Source organism: Cellulomonas sp. NEAU-ZC6 (assembly GCF_056844425.1).
Genome location: NZ_JBXFYH010000001.1, coordinates 168,342 through 183,220 on the forward strand (window position 1 = coordinate 168,342; position 14,879 = coordinate 183,220).

At 75.8% G+C, this 14,879-nt stretch carries 14 protein-coding genes; 9 read left to right on the forward strand and 5 right to left on the reverse strand.

The genetic code is table 11. From position 1 onward, the window contains the following. Positions 1–45: 45 nt before the first annotated feature. Entirely contained in the window at positions 46–1,395 is a 1,350-nt protein-coding gene (locus tag AC1050_RS00730) for a M20/M25/M40 family metallo-hydrolase (RefSeq protein WP_482385472.1), read from the forward strand. A 22-nt stretch (positions 1,396–1,417) separates the two neighbouring features. Here the strand turns inward: AC1050_RS00730 and AC1050_RS00735 are convergent, their stop codons facing one another. Beyond that, positions 1,418–1,666 carry a DUF5703 family protein gene (locus AC1050_RS00735; RefSeq protein WP_482385473.1) on the reverse strand — a complete coding sequence of 83 codons (249 nt, stop codon included), beginning with the start codon at positions 1,664–1,666 and terminating at the stop codon, positions 1,418–1,420. 61 nt (positions 1,667–1,727) lie between these two features. On the opposite strand from AC1050_RS00735, the gene AC1050_RS00740 reads away from it, so the two are divergent. Beyond that, positions 1,728–2,042 (forward strand): primosomal protein, encoded by a 315-nt coding sequence (locus AC1050_RS00740; RefSeq protein ID WP_482385474.1) that lies wholly within the window; start codon positions 1,728–1,730, stop codon positions 2,040–2,042. Positions 2,043–2,051: 9 nt separating this feature from the next. Here AC1050_RS00740 and AC1050_RS00745 read toward each other — a convergent pair whose 3' ends face one another. Beyond that, the gene (locus AC1050_RS00745; protein WP_482385475.1) at positions 2,052–3,014 is read right to left on the reverse strand and encodes an aldo/keto reductase; all 963 of its coding nucleotides are present in this window, start codon (positions 3,012–3,014) and stop codon (positions 2,052–2,054) included. 125 nt (positions 3,015–3,139) lie between these two features. On the opposite strand from AC1050_RS00745, the gene AC1050_RS00750 reads away from it, so the two are divergent. Further along, positions 3,140–4,021, forward strand: coding sequence for an undecaprenyl-diphosphate phosphatase (locus AC1050_RS00750; RefSeq protein WP_482385476.1), 882 nt, complete (start codon positions 3,140–3,142; stop codon positions 4,019–4,021). A 22-nt stretch (positions 4,022–4,043) separates the two neighbouring features. Here AC1050_RS00750 and AC1050_RS00755 read toward each other — a convergent pair whose 3' ends face one another. Then, complete coding sequence (locus AC1050_RS00755; RefSeq protein ID WP_482385477.1) at positions 4,044–5,033, reverse strand: CorA family divalent cation transporter; 990 nt, start codon at positions 5,031–5,033, stop codon at positions 4,044–4,046. A gap of 288 nt (positions 5,034–5,321) precedes the next feature. On the opposite strand from AC1050_RS00755, the gene mshC reads away from it, so the two are divergent. Further along, positions 5,322–6,584 (forward strand): cysteine--1-D-myo-inosityl 2-amino-2-deoxy-alpha-D-glucopyranoside ligase, encoded by a 1,263-nt coding sequence (mshC, locus tag AC1050_RS00760; RefSeq protein WP_482385478.1) that lies wholly within the window; start codon positions 5,322–5,324, stop codon positions 6,582–6,584. Between the two features lie 58 nt (positions 6,585–6,642). On the opposite strand, the gene AC1050_RS00765 is transcribed toward mshC, so the two are convergent. After that, positions 6,643–7,506, reverse strand: coding sequence for a PAC2 family protein (locus AC1050_RS00765; protein WP_482385479.1), 864 nt, complete (start codon positions 7,504–7,506; stop codon positions 6,643–6,645). 50 nt (positions 7,507–7,556) lie between these two features. Between AC1050_RS00765 and AC1050_RS00770 the strand changes: the two genes are divergently transcribed. The 4 genes from AC1050_RS00770 to AC1050_RS00785 all read left to right on the forward strand — a co-directional run bounded on the left by AC1050_RS00770 (position 7,557) and on the right by AC1050_RS00785 (position 11,934). Continuing rightward, the gene (locus AC1050_RS00770; protein WP_482385480.1) at positions 7,557–9,260 is read left to right on the forward strand and encodes a bifunctional 3'-5' exonuclease/DNA polymerase; all 1,704 of its coding nucleotides are present in this window, start codon (positions 7,557–7,559) and stop codon (positions 9,258–9,260) included. 48 nt (positions 9,261–9,308) lie between these two features. Then, positions 9,309–9,920 carry a TetR/AcrR family transcriptional regulator gene (locus AC1050_RS00775; RefSeq protein WP_482385481.1) on the forward strand — a complete coding sequence of 204 codons (612 nt, stop codon included), beginning with the start codon at positions 9,309–9,311 and terminating at the stop codon, positions 9,918–9,920. An 11-nt stretch (positions 9,921–9,931) separates the two neighbouring features. Further along, positions 9,932–10,966, forward strand: a complete 1,035-nt coding sequence (locus AC1050_RS00780) for a DMT family transporter (RefSeq protein WP_482385482.1) — start codon at positions 9,932–9,934, stop codon at positions 10,964–10,966. Between the two features lie 101 nt (positions 10,967–11,067). Next, on the forward strand, positions 11,068–11,934 hold the full coding sequence (locus AC1050_RS00785) for a 3-methyladenine DNA glycosylase (RefSeq protein WP_482387209.1): 867 nt from the start codon (positions 11,068–11,070) through the stop codon (positions 11,932–11,934). A 73-nt stretch (positions 11,935–12,007) separates the two neighbouring features. On the opposite strand, the gene AC1050_RS00790 is transcribed toward AC1050_RS00785, so the two are convergent. Continuing rightward, complete coding sequence (locus AC1050_RS00790) at positions 12,008–13,201, reverse strand: ROK family protein (RefSeq protein WP_482385483.1); 1,194 nt, start codon at positions 13,199–13,201, stop codon at positions 12,008–12,010. Between the two features lie 116 nt (positions 13,202–13,317). Between AC1050_RS00790 and AC1050_RS00795 the strand changes: the two genes are divergently transcribed. Then, a complete protein-coding gene (locus AC1050_RS00795) occupies positions 13,318–14,841 on the forward strand; it encodes a sugar ABC transporter ATP-binding protein (RefSeq protein ID WP_482385484.1) in 1,524 nt (507 codons plus the stop codon). Positions 14,842–14,879 lie beyond the last annotated feature (38 nt).

The following is a 14,879-nucleotide window of genomic DNA, read 5'->3' on the forward strand; positions in this document are numbered from 1 at the left end:
GGTGGGTGGCGCGGGACGGGGGAGCGCGGCCGGTACCGTGGGTCCATGACCCCCCTGCACGGCTCCGAGCCCGACGTCCCGCCCAGCACCTCGGCGGCCGAGGCCGAGGTCGTGCGGATCGCCCAGGAGCTGATCCGGTTCGACACCTCGAACTACGGCGACGGCTCCGGCCCCGGCGAGCGCGCCGCGGCCGAGCACGTGATGACGCTGCTGCACGAGGTGGGGCTCGCGCCCGAGCTGATCGAGTCGGCCCCCGGCCGCGCCAACGTCGTCGTGCGCCTGGAGGGTGCCGACCGCGACCGGCCCGCGCTCGTGCTGCACGGGCACACGGACGTCGTGCCGGCCGAGGCCAAGGACTGGAAGGTCGACCCGTTCGCGGGCGAGGAGTTCGACGGCATGGTCTGGGGCCGCGGCGCCGTCGACATGAAGGGCATGGACGCGATGATCCTGGCGGTCGTCCGCCAGATGGTCCGCGAGGGGCGCAAGCCGGCCCGGGACGTCGTCATCGCGATGTTCGCGGACGAGGAGGCCGGCGGGAAGTACGGCGCCCGGTACCTGGTGGACCAGCGCCCGGAGCTGTTCGAGGGTGCCTCCGAGGCGGTGTCCGAGGTCGGCGGGTTCTCCGTGGACGTGCACGGCCGCCGCGCCTACCTGCTGCAGACCGCCGAGAAGGGGATCGCCTGGCTGCGCCTGGTCGCCGACGGCACGGCGGGCCACGGCTCCGCGGTCAACGCGGACAACGCCGTGACGCAGCTGGCCGAGGCGGTCGCCCGGATCGGGGCCTACCGGTGGGACACCCGGCTCACGCCGACGGTGCTCGCGCTGCTGGAGGGCGTCGCCGACCTCACGGGCCTGCCGCTCGACGTGGACGACCCGCTGGCGATCGACCGGCTGATCGGCGCGCTCGGCCCGGCCCGGCGGTTCGTCGGCTCGTCGATCCGCACGCTGGCCAACCCGACCCAGCTGCACGCGGGCTACAAGACCAACGTGATCCCGGGCCGCGCGACCGCCACCATCGACGTGCGCCCGCTGCCCGGCGACCACGACGACGTCCTGGCGAAGGTCCGCGAGCTCGCCGGCCCGCACGTCCGGGTCGAGCCGGAGCACGTGGACATCGGCCTGGAGGTGCCGTCGACCGGCGCGCTGATCGACACGATGACCGACGTGCTGCGCACCCAGGACCCCGGTGCCGTGGTGCTGCCGTACATGCTCTCGGCGGGCACGGACAACAAGTCGCTGGCCCGGCTCGGCATCCACGGCTACGGGTTCGCGCCGCTGCGCCTGCCGGCCGACCTGGACTTCACGGCCCTGTTCCACGGCGTGGACGAGCGCGTGCCCGCCGACTCCCTGCGGTTCGGCGTGCGCGTGCTCGACGGGCTGCTGCGCGAGGCCTGAGCCCCGCGCAGCCGCGCCGCGGTCAGTCCTCGACCAGCCCGAGGGTGGAGCGCACCCGGATGATCCGGCGCCGCAGCCACACCTTCCGCTCGCCACCCGTGTAGAGCAGCGTGCGGGCGAGCTCCCAGCGGCCGTACTCGGCCTCGTCCGTGAGCAGCCGCCGTGCGTCGCTGCGGCTCGTCGACCGGGGGATCGTCAGGACGCGGTACTCGTACTGCCGCGTCGCGTCGGGGCCGTCGATCCGCCCCTGGCGCAGGTTCGTGCGTGCCATGCCCACCGCCTTCGTTCCTGTCGTGGTGCCATTGTGCCTGGTGCGGCGCTACGGTCGTCGCATGGCTATCGACCCCCGTGCGGCGCTGGACCGCTTCATCGCCGCTCTCGAGGCGCACTACTCCGCCGTCGCCGCGCGCCGTGGCGAGGACGACCCGGCGGTGGACGACGCCTACGACGTGCTCGCCGACGCCTTCGAGGCGTACGACGAGGCGCTCGGCACGGTCCACGGGGAGGCTACGCCGTTCTACCTCGCGGACGAGGACGACGAGGACGACGACGAGCCGGACGAGTACGACGTCGACGACCTGCCGGGGGCGACATTCGCGGACGAGGACGAGGACGAGGACGAGGACGACGACGCCCTGCACCCCTGACCGGACGCGTCAGCGGCGCTCGGGGTAGCCGGTCGCCGGCGCGCTGACCTCGTCCAGCGCCCGCAGGATCTCCGCGGGCAGCTCGACGTCCTCGGCCGCGAGCGAGGCGCGCAGCTGGGCGGGCGTCCGCGCGCCCACGATCGCCGAGGCGACCTGCGCCCGGACCCGCAGCCACGCCAGCGCGACCTCGAGCGGCGCGCGCTCCAGCCCCTGGGCGGCGGTCACCACGGCCTCCACCACCGCGGCGGCGACCGAGCCGAGGTAGGGCTCCACGAACCCGGCCAGGTGCGGGGACGCCGCCCGCGAGTCCGCGGGGACCGTGCGCCGGTACTTGCCGGTCAGCACGCCGCGACCCAGCGGCGACCACGCCAGCACGCCGATGCCGAGGTCCGCAGCCGCGGGCAGCACCTCGCGCTCGATCCCGCGCTGCAGCAGCGAGTACTCGGCCTCGACCGCCGCCAGGCCCGGGTCGTCCCCGAGCAGCGTCGCGGCGCGGGCGACCTGCCAGCCCGGGTGGTTGGACAGCCCGACGTACCGGGCGCGGCCGGAGTCCACCGCCCGGCGCAGCGCGGTCACGGTCTCGGTCAGCGGCGTGCGGGGGTCCGGCGTCTGCACCAGCCACAGGTCGACGTGATCGGTGCCGAGCCGGCGCAGCGAGGCGTCCAGGGTGTCCAGCAGCGCGCCGCGCGAGGCGTCGACCACGCCGCCCTCGGGCGTGCGCCGCACGCCCGCCTTCGTGCAGAGCACGACCTCGTCGCGCGGCACGACCTTGTCCAACAGCGAGCCGAGCAGCTCCTCCGCGCCGCCGTCGGCGTAGGAGGCCGACGTGTCGACCAGCGTGCCGCCCGCGTCGGCGAAGTCGCGCAGCTGCTCCGCGGCGTCCAGCTCGTCGGTGTCCCGGCTCCAGGTCAGCGTCCCGAGTCCGAGGTGCGAGACCCGAAGGCCGGTCCGTCCGAGCTGCCGCTGTTCCATGCGGTGAGGGTATCCGTCGTGGTGGGGAGGGTGCGTGCGCGTGCGGTGGTCGCGGCGCGGCACCGGCTATCGTGGCGCCTCGTGGCAGCGCACGCGAACTCCCCGGCCCCGATCGGCACCCCCGCATGAACGTCCTCGAGGCGATCGTCCTGGGGCTCGTCCAGGGCCTCACCGAGTTCCTGCCGGTGTCGTCCAGCGCGCACCTGCGCATCGTCGGCGAGCTGATCGGCTCGGGCGACCCCGGGGCGGCGTTCACCGCGATCACGCAGATCGGCACGGAGACGGCGGTCCTGCTGTACTTCCGGCGCGACATCGCCCGGATCTGCACGCACTGGTGGCGCGCGGTCCGCGGCGACCTCGGGTCGGACTGGCGCTCGCGCGCGGGCAGCCCCGTGGGCGGCACCCCGGACCACGACGCGCAGATGGCCTGGTTCATCGCGCTCGGCTCGGTCCCGATCGTCGTGCTCGGCCTGCTGTTCCAGGACGCGATCGAGCAGCCGTTCCGCAACCTCTGGCTGATCGTCGTCACGCTGACCGTGTTCGCGCTGGTGCTGGACTGGGCCGACCGCCGCGGCGGCAACCGGCGCCAGCTCACCGACCTGACCCCGCGGCACGCCGTCTACTTCGGGCTGGCGCAGGCGATGGCGCTGGTCCCGGGCGTCTCCCGGTCGGGCGGCACGATCACGGCCGGCCGGCTGATGGGCTACTCGCGGGAGGCCGCCGCGCGGTACTCGTTCCTGCTCGCGATCCCCGCGGTGCTCGGGTCGGGGCTGTACCAGCTCGCGTCGAGCGTCGGCTCGTTCGGGGAGGCCGGCACCCCGACCGTCGGCGTCACGATCATCGCCACCCTGGTCGCGTTCGTCGTCGGGTACGTCGTGATCATCGGGTTCCTCAAGATCGTCTCGACGTACTCGTACCGGCCGTTCGTGGTCTACCGGATCGGCCTGGCCGTCGTCGTGGCGCTCCTGCTGCTGACCGGGGTGCTCGACCCGCTCGCGGGCGCCTGAGCCGGCCGCGCGGTCGGGCGGGTCAGAGCCAGCCGGAGCGCTTGAACAGCCGGTGGAGCACCGTCGCCGCGCCCGCCATGAGCAGCAGCGCCGCCGGGTAGCCGAGCAGCCAGTGCAGCTCCGGCATGTGGTCGAAGTTCATGCCGTAGACGCCCGCGATCAGCGTCGGCACCGCGATCACCGCCGCCCACGCCGAGATCTTGCGCATGTCCTCGTTCTGCCGGACCGAGACCCGGGACAGGTGCACCGACAGCATGTCGCCCAGCAGGGCGTCGTGGGCGTCGAGGTGCCGGTCCACCTTGGTCAGGATCGTGTCCAGGCGGCGCAGCCAGCGCATCGTGCGGGTCTCGCGCTCCGCGTCCTCCGCCTCCGCGACCAGCTCCGGGAACGCGGACAGCAGCGGCACGAGCGAGCGGCGCGCCTCGGCGATCTCGCGCTTGAGGTCGTACACGACCTCCGCCGGGTCCTCGGCCCCCGGGGTGAACACGACCTGCTCGACGTCCGCGACCGCCTCGCCGACCCCGGCCTCGACGTCGCCGGCCCGGCGGACCAGCGTCATCAGCACCGCGGCGAACACGTGGCTGCCGCGGTCCTGCGGCAGGTGCTCGTCCTCCCCGAGGTGCTCGAGCACCTCCGCCAGCAACCCGGCCGGCCCCTCCTCGGCGGTGATGGTGACGTCCTCGACCACGAGCGCCGCCCACAGGCCCGTGCGGACGTCGCGGGTCCGGGGGTCGTAGACCAGCGTCGGGCAGACCAGGTACCGGCCGCCGCCGGGCAGCCGGCGCAGCTGCGGGTGCCGGGGGTCACCGAGCGCGACCCCGTCGCCGCCGGTCGTCGACCGGCGCACCGCCGACTCCGGGACACCGGCCTGCCTCGCGGCGTCCGCCAGCAGGTCCAGCGAGTCGACGTGCACCCACGCCGCCGGCGGCTCCGGTGCGGCCAGCTGCGCCAGCAGCCCGTCCGGGTCCGTCGCCGTCCAGCCCCCGCCACCCTGCACCCACGCGCTCTCCACCTCCGCATCGTGCCGCCCGCGCCCCGGCGCACGCGCCCGACGCGCCGTCCGCCCCCGCGCCGTCACCCGCCCGCCTGTCCCCGCCCCGCGGCGCCGCCCACCTCGCCCAGGTAGAGCGTTCCGCGCGAGGTAGAGCCTCGTGCGGCACTACCTCGGCGCGGAGGCTCTACCTCGGCGGGGAACGAGGGCCGGGGAGCCGCGGGCCGGAGCGTGCTCGCGGGGTGGGATGCGTCACGACGGGGTGGACGGCGCGGCGGTGCCCCTCGCGCGGCGGATACGATGCACGCCGTGCTCACCTGGCCCGCCCCGCAGATCCCGCAGCTCCCCGGCCAGGGGGGTCCCGTGCGGGTCCGGGACACGTCCACCGGCGACCTGGTCGTCGCCGCCCCGGGCGCCGCGGCCACCGTCTACGTCTGCGGCATCACCCCGTACGACGCGACGCACATGGGCCACGCCGCCACCTACGTCGCGTTCGACCTGCTGGTCCGCGGCTGGCTCGACGAGGGCAAGCACGTCCGGTACGCGTCCAACGTGACCGACGTCGACGACCCGCTGCTCGAGCGTGCCGAGGCGACCGGCGTCGACTGGCGCGAGCTCGCCGCGGACCAGACGGCGCTGTACCTGGAGGACATGACGGCGCTCGGCGTCGTGCCGCCGGACGTCTACACCGGCGCCGTCGAGGCCGTGCCGGACGTGGTCGAGGCGGTCGAGGCGATGATGGCGGCGGGCACGGCGTACGTCGTCGGGGTGCCGGACACGCACGGCGAGGGCGCCGCCGACGTCTACGCGGACCTGTCCGCCGACCCGGCGTTCGGCGAGGTCGCCCGGCTGGACCGCACCGAGATGCACCGCCTGTTCGGCGAGCGCGGCGGCGACCCCGCCCGCCCGGGCAAGCGCGACCCGCTGGACCCGCTGCTGTGGCGAGCCGCCCGGCCGGGCGAGCCGTCCTGGGACGGCAACGGCCTCGGCCACGGCCGGCCCGGGTGGCACATCGAGTGCGCCGTGATCGCCCGCGACGGCATCGGGTTGCCGTTCGACGTGCAGGGCGGCGGCTCCGACCTGCGGTTCCCGCACCACGAGATGAGCACGTCGCACGCGCGGCTGCTCAGCGGCGGCCACGGCGCCCGCACCCACGTGCACACCGGCATGGTCGGGCTGCACGGGCAGAAGATGAGCAAGTCGCTCGGCAACCTCGTGCTGGTGTCGCAGCTGCGCGCCGACGGCGTCGACGCGATGGCCGTGCGGCTCGCGATCCTCGACCACCACTACGCCACCGACTGGGAGTGGACGGACGACGTCCTGCGCACGGCGCAGGCCCGGCTGGAGCGCTGGCGCGCCGCCGTGTCCGGCAACGGCGGCCCGGCGGTCGACGCGATGCTGGCCGAGGTGCGCGCCGCGATCGCCGACGACCTCGACGCGCCGCGCGCGCTGCGGGCCGTGGACGCCTGGGCCGAGGCATCGCTGGCCGGCGTTCCCGACGCCGAGGCGCACGAGGGCGCTCCCGGCGTCGTCGCGCGCGCGGTCAACGCCCTGCTGGGCGTCCGCCTCTAGGGCTCCTCGCCGGGACTCCGGCCAGCAGTCCTCGCCGGGACGCCCCGGACTGGCGGCGTCAGCCCCCGATGCCCTTGTCCCGCCGCCGCAGGTAGCGCTCGAACTCCTGCGCGATGGCCTCGCCCGACGCCTCCGGCAGCTCGGCGGTGTCCTTGGCCTCCTCGAGCTGGTGCACGTACTCCGCGATCTCCGCGTCCTCGCTCGCGAGCTCGTCGACGCCGTCCTGCCACGCAGCGGCGTCCTCGGGCAGGTCGCCCAGGGGGATCGGCTCGCCGGTCAGCTGCTCGATGCGGTGCAGCAGCGCGAGCGTGGCCTTGGGCGACGGCGGGTGCGCGACGTAGTGCGGCACCGCGGCCCACAGCGACACGGTGCGCATGCCGCGCGCCGCCGCCTCGTGCTGCAGCACGCCGACGATGCCCGTGGGGCCCTCGTAGGAGTTCGGCTCGACGTCCAGGACCTCGCGGACGTCCGGGTCCTCGCTGGTGGCCGTGACGGGGATCGGGCGCGTGTGCGGCACGTCGGCCAGCAGCGCGCCGAGCGTGATCACCGTGGTGACCCGCAGCCCGGCGGCGATGTCCAGCAGCTCGCCGCAGTACCGGCGCCAGCGCATGGACGGCTCGATGCCGTGCACCAGGACGACCTGGCGCCCCGCGCTGGGCGTCGTCGCGACGGCCACGGCGGTGCTCGGCCAGGTGATCTCCCGGCGGCCGTCGGCGCCCGTGCCGACGACCGGCCGGTTCACCTGGAAGTCGTGGTACTCCTCGGGGTCGAGCTCGTCGACCTGCTCCGCGCCCCAGGCCTCGTGCAGGTGCTCCAGCGCCTGGCTGGCCGCGGAGCCGGCGTCGTTCCAGCCCTCGAACGCCGCGAGGAGGATCGTCTCGCGCTCCGGGAGCCCCGCGGGGGTGTCAGCCTGCTCGGTCATCGGCCCAGCGTAGGACGTGCCGCGCCCGGGTGTCGGAACCGGCTGGGAGAATGGCCCGCGTGCCGCTCGTCCTCGTCGCCGCCGACCCGGACCGTCCGGGCGGTGCGGTGCTGCGCACGGCCGACGACGTGACCGCCGCGGAGGCCGGCCGGCTCGGCCCGCCGGTGCACGTGGCGGGTCCGGAGCTGCCCGCCGCGGTCGCCGCGCGGGAGGTGGACGGCCCGCGCTGGGTGTGGGACGACACCGAGCACTGGTACCCCGACCTGCTGGCCGCCGGCGTGCGCGTCCAGCGGGTGCACGACCTGCGGCTGTGCCGCACGATCCTGCGCGGCAGCACCCGCACCGCCGGGACGGCGCTGGCCCGGGCGCCGCACGACGGGTGGGACGGGGCCGGGGCCGGCGCCGCGGCGCACGAGCCCGACGCGCCCAGCCTGTTCGACGACCTGCCCGCGACCGCGCTGGACGCCGGGCCGGACGTGGCCGGTGTCGGTGCCGAGCTGCAGCGCCAGCTCGAGGCGCTGACGGAGGCGGGCGACGACGGGCGGCTGCGGCTGCTGCTGGCGGCCGAGTCGACCGGCGCGCTGATCGCGGCGGAGATGCGGCACGACGGCATGCCGTTCCGCCCCGACGTGCACGACGCCCTGCTCACCGGTCTGCTCGGCCCCCGCCCGCGCGAGGGTGCACGCCCGGACCGGCTGGCCGCGCTCGCCGACCGGGTGGCCGCGGCGCTCGACCGGCCGACGCTCAACCCCGACTCCCAGCCCGAGCTGCTGAAGGCCCTGCGGGCCGCGGGGCTGGACGTCACGTCGACCCGGACGGCCGAGATCCGGGCGCTCGACCACCCCGTGCGCGACCCGCTGCTGGAGTACAAGAAGCTCGCCCGGCTGCTGTCCGCGAACGGCTGGGCCTGGCTGGACCGGTGGGTGCACGAGGGACGGTTCCGGCCGGACTACGTGCCCGGCGGGGTGGTGACCGGGCGCTGGGCGAGCAGCGGGGGCGGTGCCCTGCAGCTGCCCGCGGTGATCCGGGACGCCGTGCGGTCGGACCCGGGCTGGCGGCTCGTGGTCGCCGACGCGGCGCAGCTGGAGCCGCGGGTGCTCGCCGCCATGTCGGGTGACGGCGCGATGGCGGCCGCCGGCCGGCAGGCCGACCTGTACGCGGGCGTCGTGGCCGCGGGGATCGTCGCCGACCGGCAGCAGGCGAAGTACGCGATGCTCGGCGCGATCTACGGTGCCACCACGGGGGCGAGCGCCGTGCTGATGCCGCAGCTGGGGCGGGCGTACCCCCGGGCGGTGGCGCTGGTCGAGGAGGCCGCACGCGCCGGGGAGCGCGGCGAGCAGGTCACCACGTGGCTCGGCCGGTCGTCACCGCTGCCCGGCGCCGCCTGGCTCGCCGCACGCCAGGCCGCCTCCGCGGAGGGTGCCGCGCCCGAGGACGTCCGGGACGTCCGGCGCCGGTCCCGGGACTGGGGCAGGTTCACCCGGAACTTCGTGGTGCAGGGCACGGCCGCCGAGTGGGCGCTGTGCTGGATGGCGGTGCTGCGGCAGCGGCTGCTGGCCGTGCCCGGGCGCCCGCACCTGGTGTTCTTCCTGCACGACGAGATCATGGTGCACGCGCCGGTCGACGTCGCCGACGAGGTCGCGGTGCTGGTCCGCCAGGCGGCGGTGGAGGCGGGCCGGCTGCTGTTCGGCGACACCCCGGTCGAGTTCGCGCTGGACGTGTCGGTGGTGGACAGCTACGCCGACGCCGTGTGACCCTTGCGCTAGGTAGACAAGTCTACCCAGCGAGCGCGAGGAGCGGTGATGGCCACGGCAGCACCCGGTCGCCCGGCGGGCGCACGACGGCGACCGGCCCGGGAGCGGCTGCTCGCCGCGGCCGCCGCGCGGTTCTACGCCGACGGCATCGCCGGCACGGGCATCGACACGATCACCGCGGACGCCGGTGTCGCGAAGATGAGCCTGTACAACAACTTCCGGTCCAAGGCGGACCTCGTCGCGGCGTACCTCGTCGCGCGGCACGAGGAGTGGCTGGACCTGTACCGCGCCCGGCTCGCGGCGGCACCCGTCGGCGACGCGCGGGCCGGGGTGCTCGCGGTGTTCGACGCCTACGCCGACCACGCCAACGCCGGCTACGCGAACGGGTTCCGCGGCTGCGGGCTGCTCAACGCCGCGGCCGAGCTGCCCGTCGGCGACCCCGGCCGCGCGGTGGTGCGCGGGCACAAGGAGGAGGTCGAGGCGATCGTCGCGGAGCACCTGCACCGGCTGCTCCCGGACGACCGCCCTCGCGCGGGTGCGCTCGCCGAGCACCTCGCGTTCCTGCTCGAGGGCTCGATGTCCCGCGCGGGGCTCGAGGGCGACGACACCCGGATCCGGCACGCCCGCGCGCTCGCCGCCGACCTGCTGGCGGCGGTGTGACGACGCCGGCGGTGGGACGCGCCCGGTCCGCGGCGGCGCCGGCGCCCGGGGTCGTGTCCGCGGGCGCGCGGACCGGGACGCCTGGCCCCGACCCGCGCCGCGCCGCCGCGTCGGGCGCCCTCGCGGTGCTCGCGGCCGCCGTGCTCTGGGGCACCACCGGCACCACGGCCGCGCTCGCGCCCGACGTCGGACCGCTCGCGGTCGGCGCCGCCGCGATGGGTGTGGGTGGGCTGCTGCAGGCCGCCACCGCCCGCCGCCAGGTCGTCCGGCACCGGGCGACGCTGCGCGACCGGCGCGGGCTGGTGCTGCTGGGTGCCGCCGCGGTGGCGGTCTACCCGCTGGCGTTCTACTCGTCCATGCGGCTGGCCGGCGTCGCGGTCGGCACCGTGGTCTCGCTGGGCTCCGCGCCGCTCGCGTCCGCCCTCGTGGAGCGGCTGGTCGACGGGCACCGGCTGTCCCGGCGCTGGCTGGTGGGTGCCGGGGTGGGCGTGGCCGGGATGGTCCTGCTGTGCGTCGCGCAGGCCGTCGGTGGCGGGCACGCGGCGGCCGGTGCCGCGAGCACCCCGGCGGCGGCCGTCCTGGGCGTGCTGCTCGGCCTGGTCGCCGGTGCGACGTACGCGCTGTACTCGTGGGTCGCCCACCGCCTGATGCTCGCGGGCGTGCCGTCCCGCGCGGCCATGGGGGCGGTGTTCGGTGCCGGCGGCCTGCTGCTGCTGCCCGTGCTGGTCGTGACCGGCGCACCGCTCCTGGCCTCCTGGGGCAACGCGGCGGTCGGCGCGTACATGGCCCTGGTGCCGATGTTCACCGGCTACGTGCTGTTCGGCTGGGGCCTCGCCCGGGTCGCCGTGAGCACCGCGACGACCCTCACGCTGCTCGAGCCCGCCGTCGCCGCCGTGCTCGCGGTGCTCGTCGTGGGGGAGCGGCTGCCCGCGGCGGGCTGGGCCGGCGTCGGGCTGGTCGTCGCCTGCCTCGCCGTGCTGACCGTGCCCGCGCCCTCGGCCGCCGGGGCGGGACGGCGCCTGCGGCTCCTACGCTGGACCCCGTGACCGTCACCGCCTCCGCCCCCACCGCCGGCGCCCCCACGGCCGGCGTCCCGACCGCCGGCGCGCCGGACCAGCCGCGCGCCGACTCCGGAGGCCCGGTCGTCCTGGACCCGGGCGCCTGGCAGGCCGTGTCCGCCGCGCACGCGGCACGCGCCGACGCCCTCACCGCCGGGCACCGGGACCGGCGCGCCCGCGGCGAGAAGCACGCGATCGAGGACTTCCTGTTCGAGTACTACCCGGCCAAGCCCGCCCAGCTGCGGCGCTGGCACCCCGGTGCGGGCCGGGTGCTCGCCGGGGCCGCCGACGCGCCGCAGGCCGGGTGGCGCTGGTACCGGTCCGCCGCGGACGGCACGGTCGGCCTGGACGCCGGCGCGTTCCTGGCCGACCGGGGCGACACCGTCCGGTACGTGCGCGGCCTGGTCGGCGCCACCGCCGCGCGTCCCGCCGCCACCGGCTGCTTCGGCCTGCACGAGTGGGCGATGGTCTACCGGGAGGGGGACGACGCGCACCGGCACGCGCTGCCGCTCCGCCTGGGTGGCGCCGGCACGGACCAGGTGGTCGACGCGCACCGGATCCGGTGCACGCACATCGACGCGTTCCGGTTCTTCACGCCGCCCGCCGTGCCGCGGAACACCCTGCAGCCCACCCGCGAGACGCAGGTCGCGCTGGAGCAGCCCGGGTGCCTGCACGCCAACATGGACCTGTACAAGTGGGCCCTGAAGCTCGGTCCCGCGGTCCCGGGCGACCTGCTGCTCGACGCGTTCGCGCTCGCCCGGGAGATCCGCGTCGTCGACATGCAGGCCTCGCCGTACGACGTGTCGTCCTACGGCCTGGAGCCGATCGCGATCGAGACCCCGGACGGCAAGGCCGAGTACGTGCGGCGCCAGCGCGGGTTCGCGGCGGCGTCGCAGGCGCTCCGCGCGCGCCTGCTCGCGGCGTGCGACGCCGTCCTGGGGCGCCCCCACGGTTGAACGCGCACGAACCGCTCCGCTTCGTCCCGGTTCGTCCCGCAGATCGTGCGCTTTCAACGGGCGGCGACGGGACCTACGCGATCTGCGCCTCGAGCAGCGCGTCGATCGCCCCCGGGGTCAGCACGTGGTCGACCGCCATCGCCGACGCCCCGATGATCCCCACCTGGGAGCGCGCCTGGGACGTCACGATCCGCAGGTGCTGCGTCGCCAGCGGCAGCGACCGCTGGTAGACGACCTCGCGGATGCCGGCGATCAGGTGCTCGCCGGCCTCGGCCACGACGCCGCCGATCACGACCAGCGACGGGTTCAGCAGGCTGACGCAGGCGGCGAGCACCGACCCGAGCTCGCGCCCGGCCTGCCGCACGGCGCGCCCGGCCGTCAGGTCGCCGGCGCGCACCAGCGCGACCACGTCGGCGCCGTCGTGCGCCTCCAGCCCCTCGCGGCGCAGGGCCTCGGCCAGGGCCCGGCCGCTGGCGACGGCCTCGAGGCAGCCGAGGTTGCCGCACCGGCAGGGCACGTCCTCGGCGCCGGGGACGGCGATGTGCCCGATGTCCCCGGCAGCGCCCTGGGCGCCCCGGCGCAGCCGGCCGTCGGAGATGATGCCGGAGCCGATGCCGGTGGCGATCTTGACGAACAGCATGTCGTCGACGTCCGGCCAGGCGGAGCGGTGCTCGCCGAGCGCCATGAGGTTCACGTCGTTGTCGACCTGCACCTCGGCGTCCAGGGCGTCGGCGAGGATGCCGCGCACGTCCACGTCGTCCCAGGTGGGCATGATCGGCGGGTTGATGGGCCGGCCCGTGGAGTGCTCGACGGGCCCGGGCAGGCCGACGCCGACGCTGACCAGGTCGTCGAGGCTGCGCCCGGCCTCCGCGACGAGGGCGCGCCCGCGCTCGACCACCCAGCCGAGCACCGCCTCCGGGCCGGCGGCGATGGCGAGGTGCTCCTCGGCCTCCGCCAGCACGGTCGACGCGAGGTCGGTGACGGCGAGCCGGGCGTGCGTGGCGCCGAGGTCGACGGCCAGCACGACCCGGGCGCTGGGCAGGAACGCGAACGTGGTGGGCGGCCGGCCGCCGGTGGAGGAGGCCTCACCCGCGGGGGCGATCAGCCCGGCCGCCATGAGCACGTCCACCCGGGCGGTGATGGTGGACCGCGCCTGGCCCGTGGCGGCGGCGAGGTCGGCCCGCGTGCGGGGGCGGCCGTCGCGGAGGAGCTGGAAGAGGTCCCCGGCGCCCGTGTGGCGCTGGGGGAGCCTGACGACGTCCTGCATGGGGTCAGTGAACCAGAAAAGTCCCATCACTTGTGACGGTCACGGTTCGGTAACTCGGACAAACCGGGACCAACTTTTGCTTGACCCGTGACGAAAGTCCTGCATAGGTTCCTCACATGGTCAACGTGGACCCCCCGCAGCAGCCGCTGCTCCAGATGCGCGGCATCGTCAAGCAGTTCCCCGGAGCCCGCGCCCTCGACGGCGTCGACCTCGACGTCCTCCCGGGCGAGGTGCACTGCCTGCTCGGCCAGAACGGCGCCGGCAAGTCGACGCTGATCAAGGTGCTCGCCGGAGCCCACCAGCCCACCGAGGGCACGGTCCTGGTCGACGGCGAGCCGGTCACGATCGCCACCCCCGTCGCCGCGCTGAAGCTCGGCGTCGCCACGATGTACCAGGAGCTCGACGTCGTCGCCGGCCTGACCGTCGCCGAGAACGTGTTCCTCGGCCACGAGCTCGCGACCGGCGGGTTCTCCCGCCGCCGCGAGGCCCGCAACCGGACCCGGGAGGTGCTCAAGCGCCTCGGCCACCCGGAGATCTCGCCCGGCCGCGAGGTCGGCACCCTGCCGGCCGCCGGGCAGCAGATCGTCTCGATGGCGCGCGCGCTGTCGCACGACGCCCGGGTGATCGTCATGGACGAGCCGTCGGCGGTGCTGGACTCGGACGAGGTGCAGAACCTGTTCCGCGTGGTGCACGAGCTGACGGCGCAGGGCGTGGCGATCGTCTACATCTCGCACCGCATGGAGGAGATCCGCGCGATCGGCGACCGGATCACCGTGCTGAAGGACGGGCGCACCGTCGCCCGCGACCTGCCGGCGCGCGAGACGCCCACCCGCGAGCTGATCCGCCTGATGACCGGCCGCTCGGTGGAGTACGCGTTCCCGACCAGCCCGGGTGTCGCGCCCGACGCCCCTGTGGTGCTGGACGTGGACGGCCTCGCGCTGCGTGGCGCGTTCGCGGACGTCTCGTTCCAGGTGCGCGCGGGCGAGATCGTCGGTCTCGCGGGCCTGGTCGGGTCGGGCCGGTCCGAGATCCTCGAGACGGTGTACGGCGCGCGCCGCGCGACCACCGGCACGGTCGAGGTCGCGGGCAAGCGGCTCCGCCCCGGTGACGTGACCGCCGCGGTCCGCGCCGGGATCGGCCTGGCCCCGGAGGAGCGCAAGGCCCAGGGCCTCCTGCTGGACGAGCCGGTGTACCGGAACATCACGCTGTCGACGTTCGGCCGGTTCGCCAAGGGCGGCCTGCTGGACGAGCGCGCGGAGCGCACGGTCGCGAAGGAGCAGGCCGAGGCGCTCGACCTGCGGCCCACGGGCGTCGACCGCGCGATCCGCACCCTGTCGGGCGGCAACCAGCAGAAGGCGATGCTCGCCCGCTGGCTGGTGCACGGCTGCCGGGTGCTGCTGCTGGACGAGCCGACCCGCGGCGTCGACGTCGGCGCTCGCGCCGAGATCTACGCCCTGGTCCGCCGGCTCGCCGACTCGGGCGCGGCCGTCGTGGTCGTGTCCAGCGAGATCCCGGAGGTGCTCGGCCTGGCCGACCGCGTGCTGGTCGTCTCCGAAGGGCGGGTCGTGCACACCGGTCCCGCCGCCGCCATCGACGAGCACGCCGTGCTCGACCTCGTCATGGAAGGAAGTGCCGCGTGAGCGAGCACCAGGTCTCCGCCCAGCCCCCGGGCGCGCCC

What these genes read in the sequence shown, in the direction of transcription:
- AC1050_RS00790 (WP_482385483.1), bottom strand. Translation starts at nt 13,201, where the DNA reads ATGCAGGACGTCGTCAGGCTCCCCCAGCGCCACACGGGCGCCGGGGAC.
- AC1050_RS00765 (WP_482385479.1), bottom strand. Translation starts at nt 7,506, where the DNA reads ATGACCGAGCAGGCTGACACCCCCGCGGGGCTCCCGGAGCGCGAGACG.
- AC1050_RS00750 (WP_482385476.1), top strand. Translation starts at nt 3,140, where the DNA reads ATGAACGTCCTCGAGGCGATCGTCCTGGGGCTCGTCCAGGGCCTCACC.
- AC1050_RS00730 (WP_482385472.1), top strand. Translation starts at nt 46, where the DNA reads ATGACCCCCCTGCACGGCTCCGAGCCCGACGTCCCGCCCAGCACCTCG.
- AC1050_RS00735 (WP_482385473.1), bottom strand. Translation starts at nt 1,666, where the DNA reads ATGGCACGCACGAACCTGCGCCAGGGGCGGATCGACGGCCCCGACGCG.
- AC1050_RS00740 (WP_482385474.1), top strand. Translation starts at nt 1,728, where the DNA reads ATGGCTATCGACCCCCGTGCGGCGCTGGACCGCTTCATCGCCGCTCTC.
- AC1050_RS00745 (WP_482385475.1), bottom strand. Translation starts at nt 3,014, where the DNA reads ATGGAACAGCGGCAGCTCGGACGGACCGGCCTTCGGGTCTCGCACCTC.
- AC1050_RS00775 (WP_482385481.1), top strand. Translation starts at nt 9,309, where the DNA reads ATGGCCACGGCAGCACCCGGTCGCCCGGCGGGCGCACGACGGCGACCG.
- AC1050_RS00770 (WP_482385480.1), top strand. Translation starts at nt 7,557, where the DNA reads ATGGCCCGCGTGCCGCTCGTCCTCGTCGCCGCCGACCCGGACCGTCCG.
- AC1050_RS00795 (WP_482385484.1), top strand. Translation starts at nt 13,318, where the DNA reads ATGGTCAACGTGGACCCCCCGCAGCAGCCGCTGCTCCAGATGCGCGGC.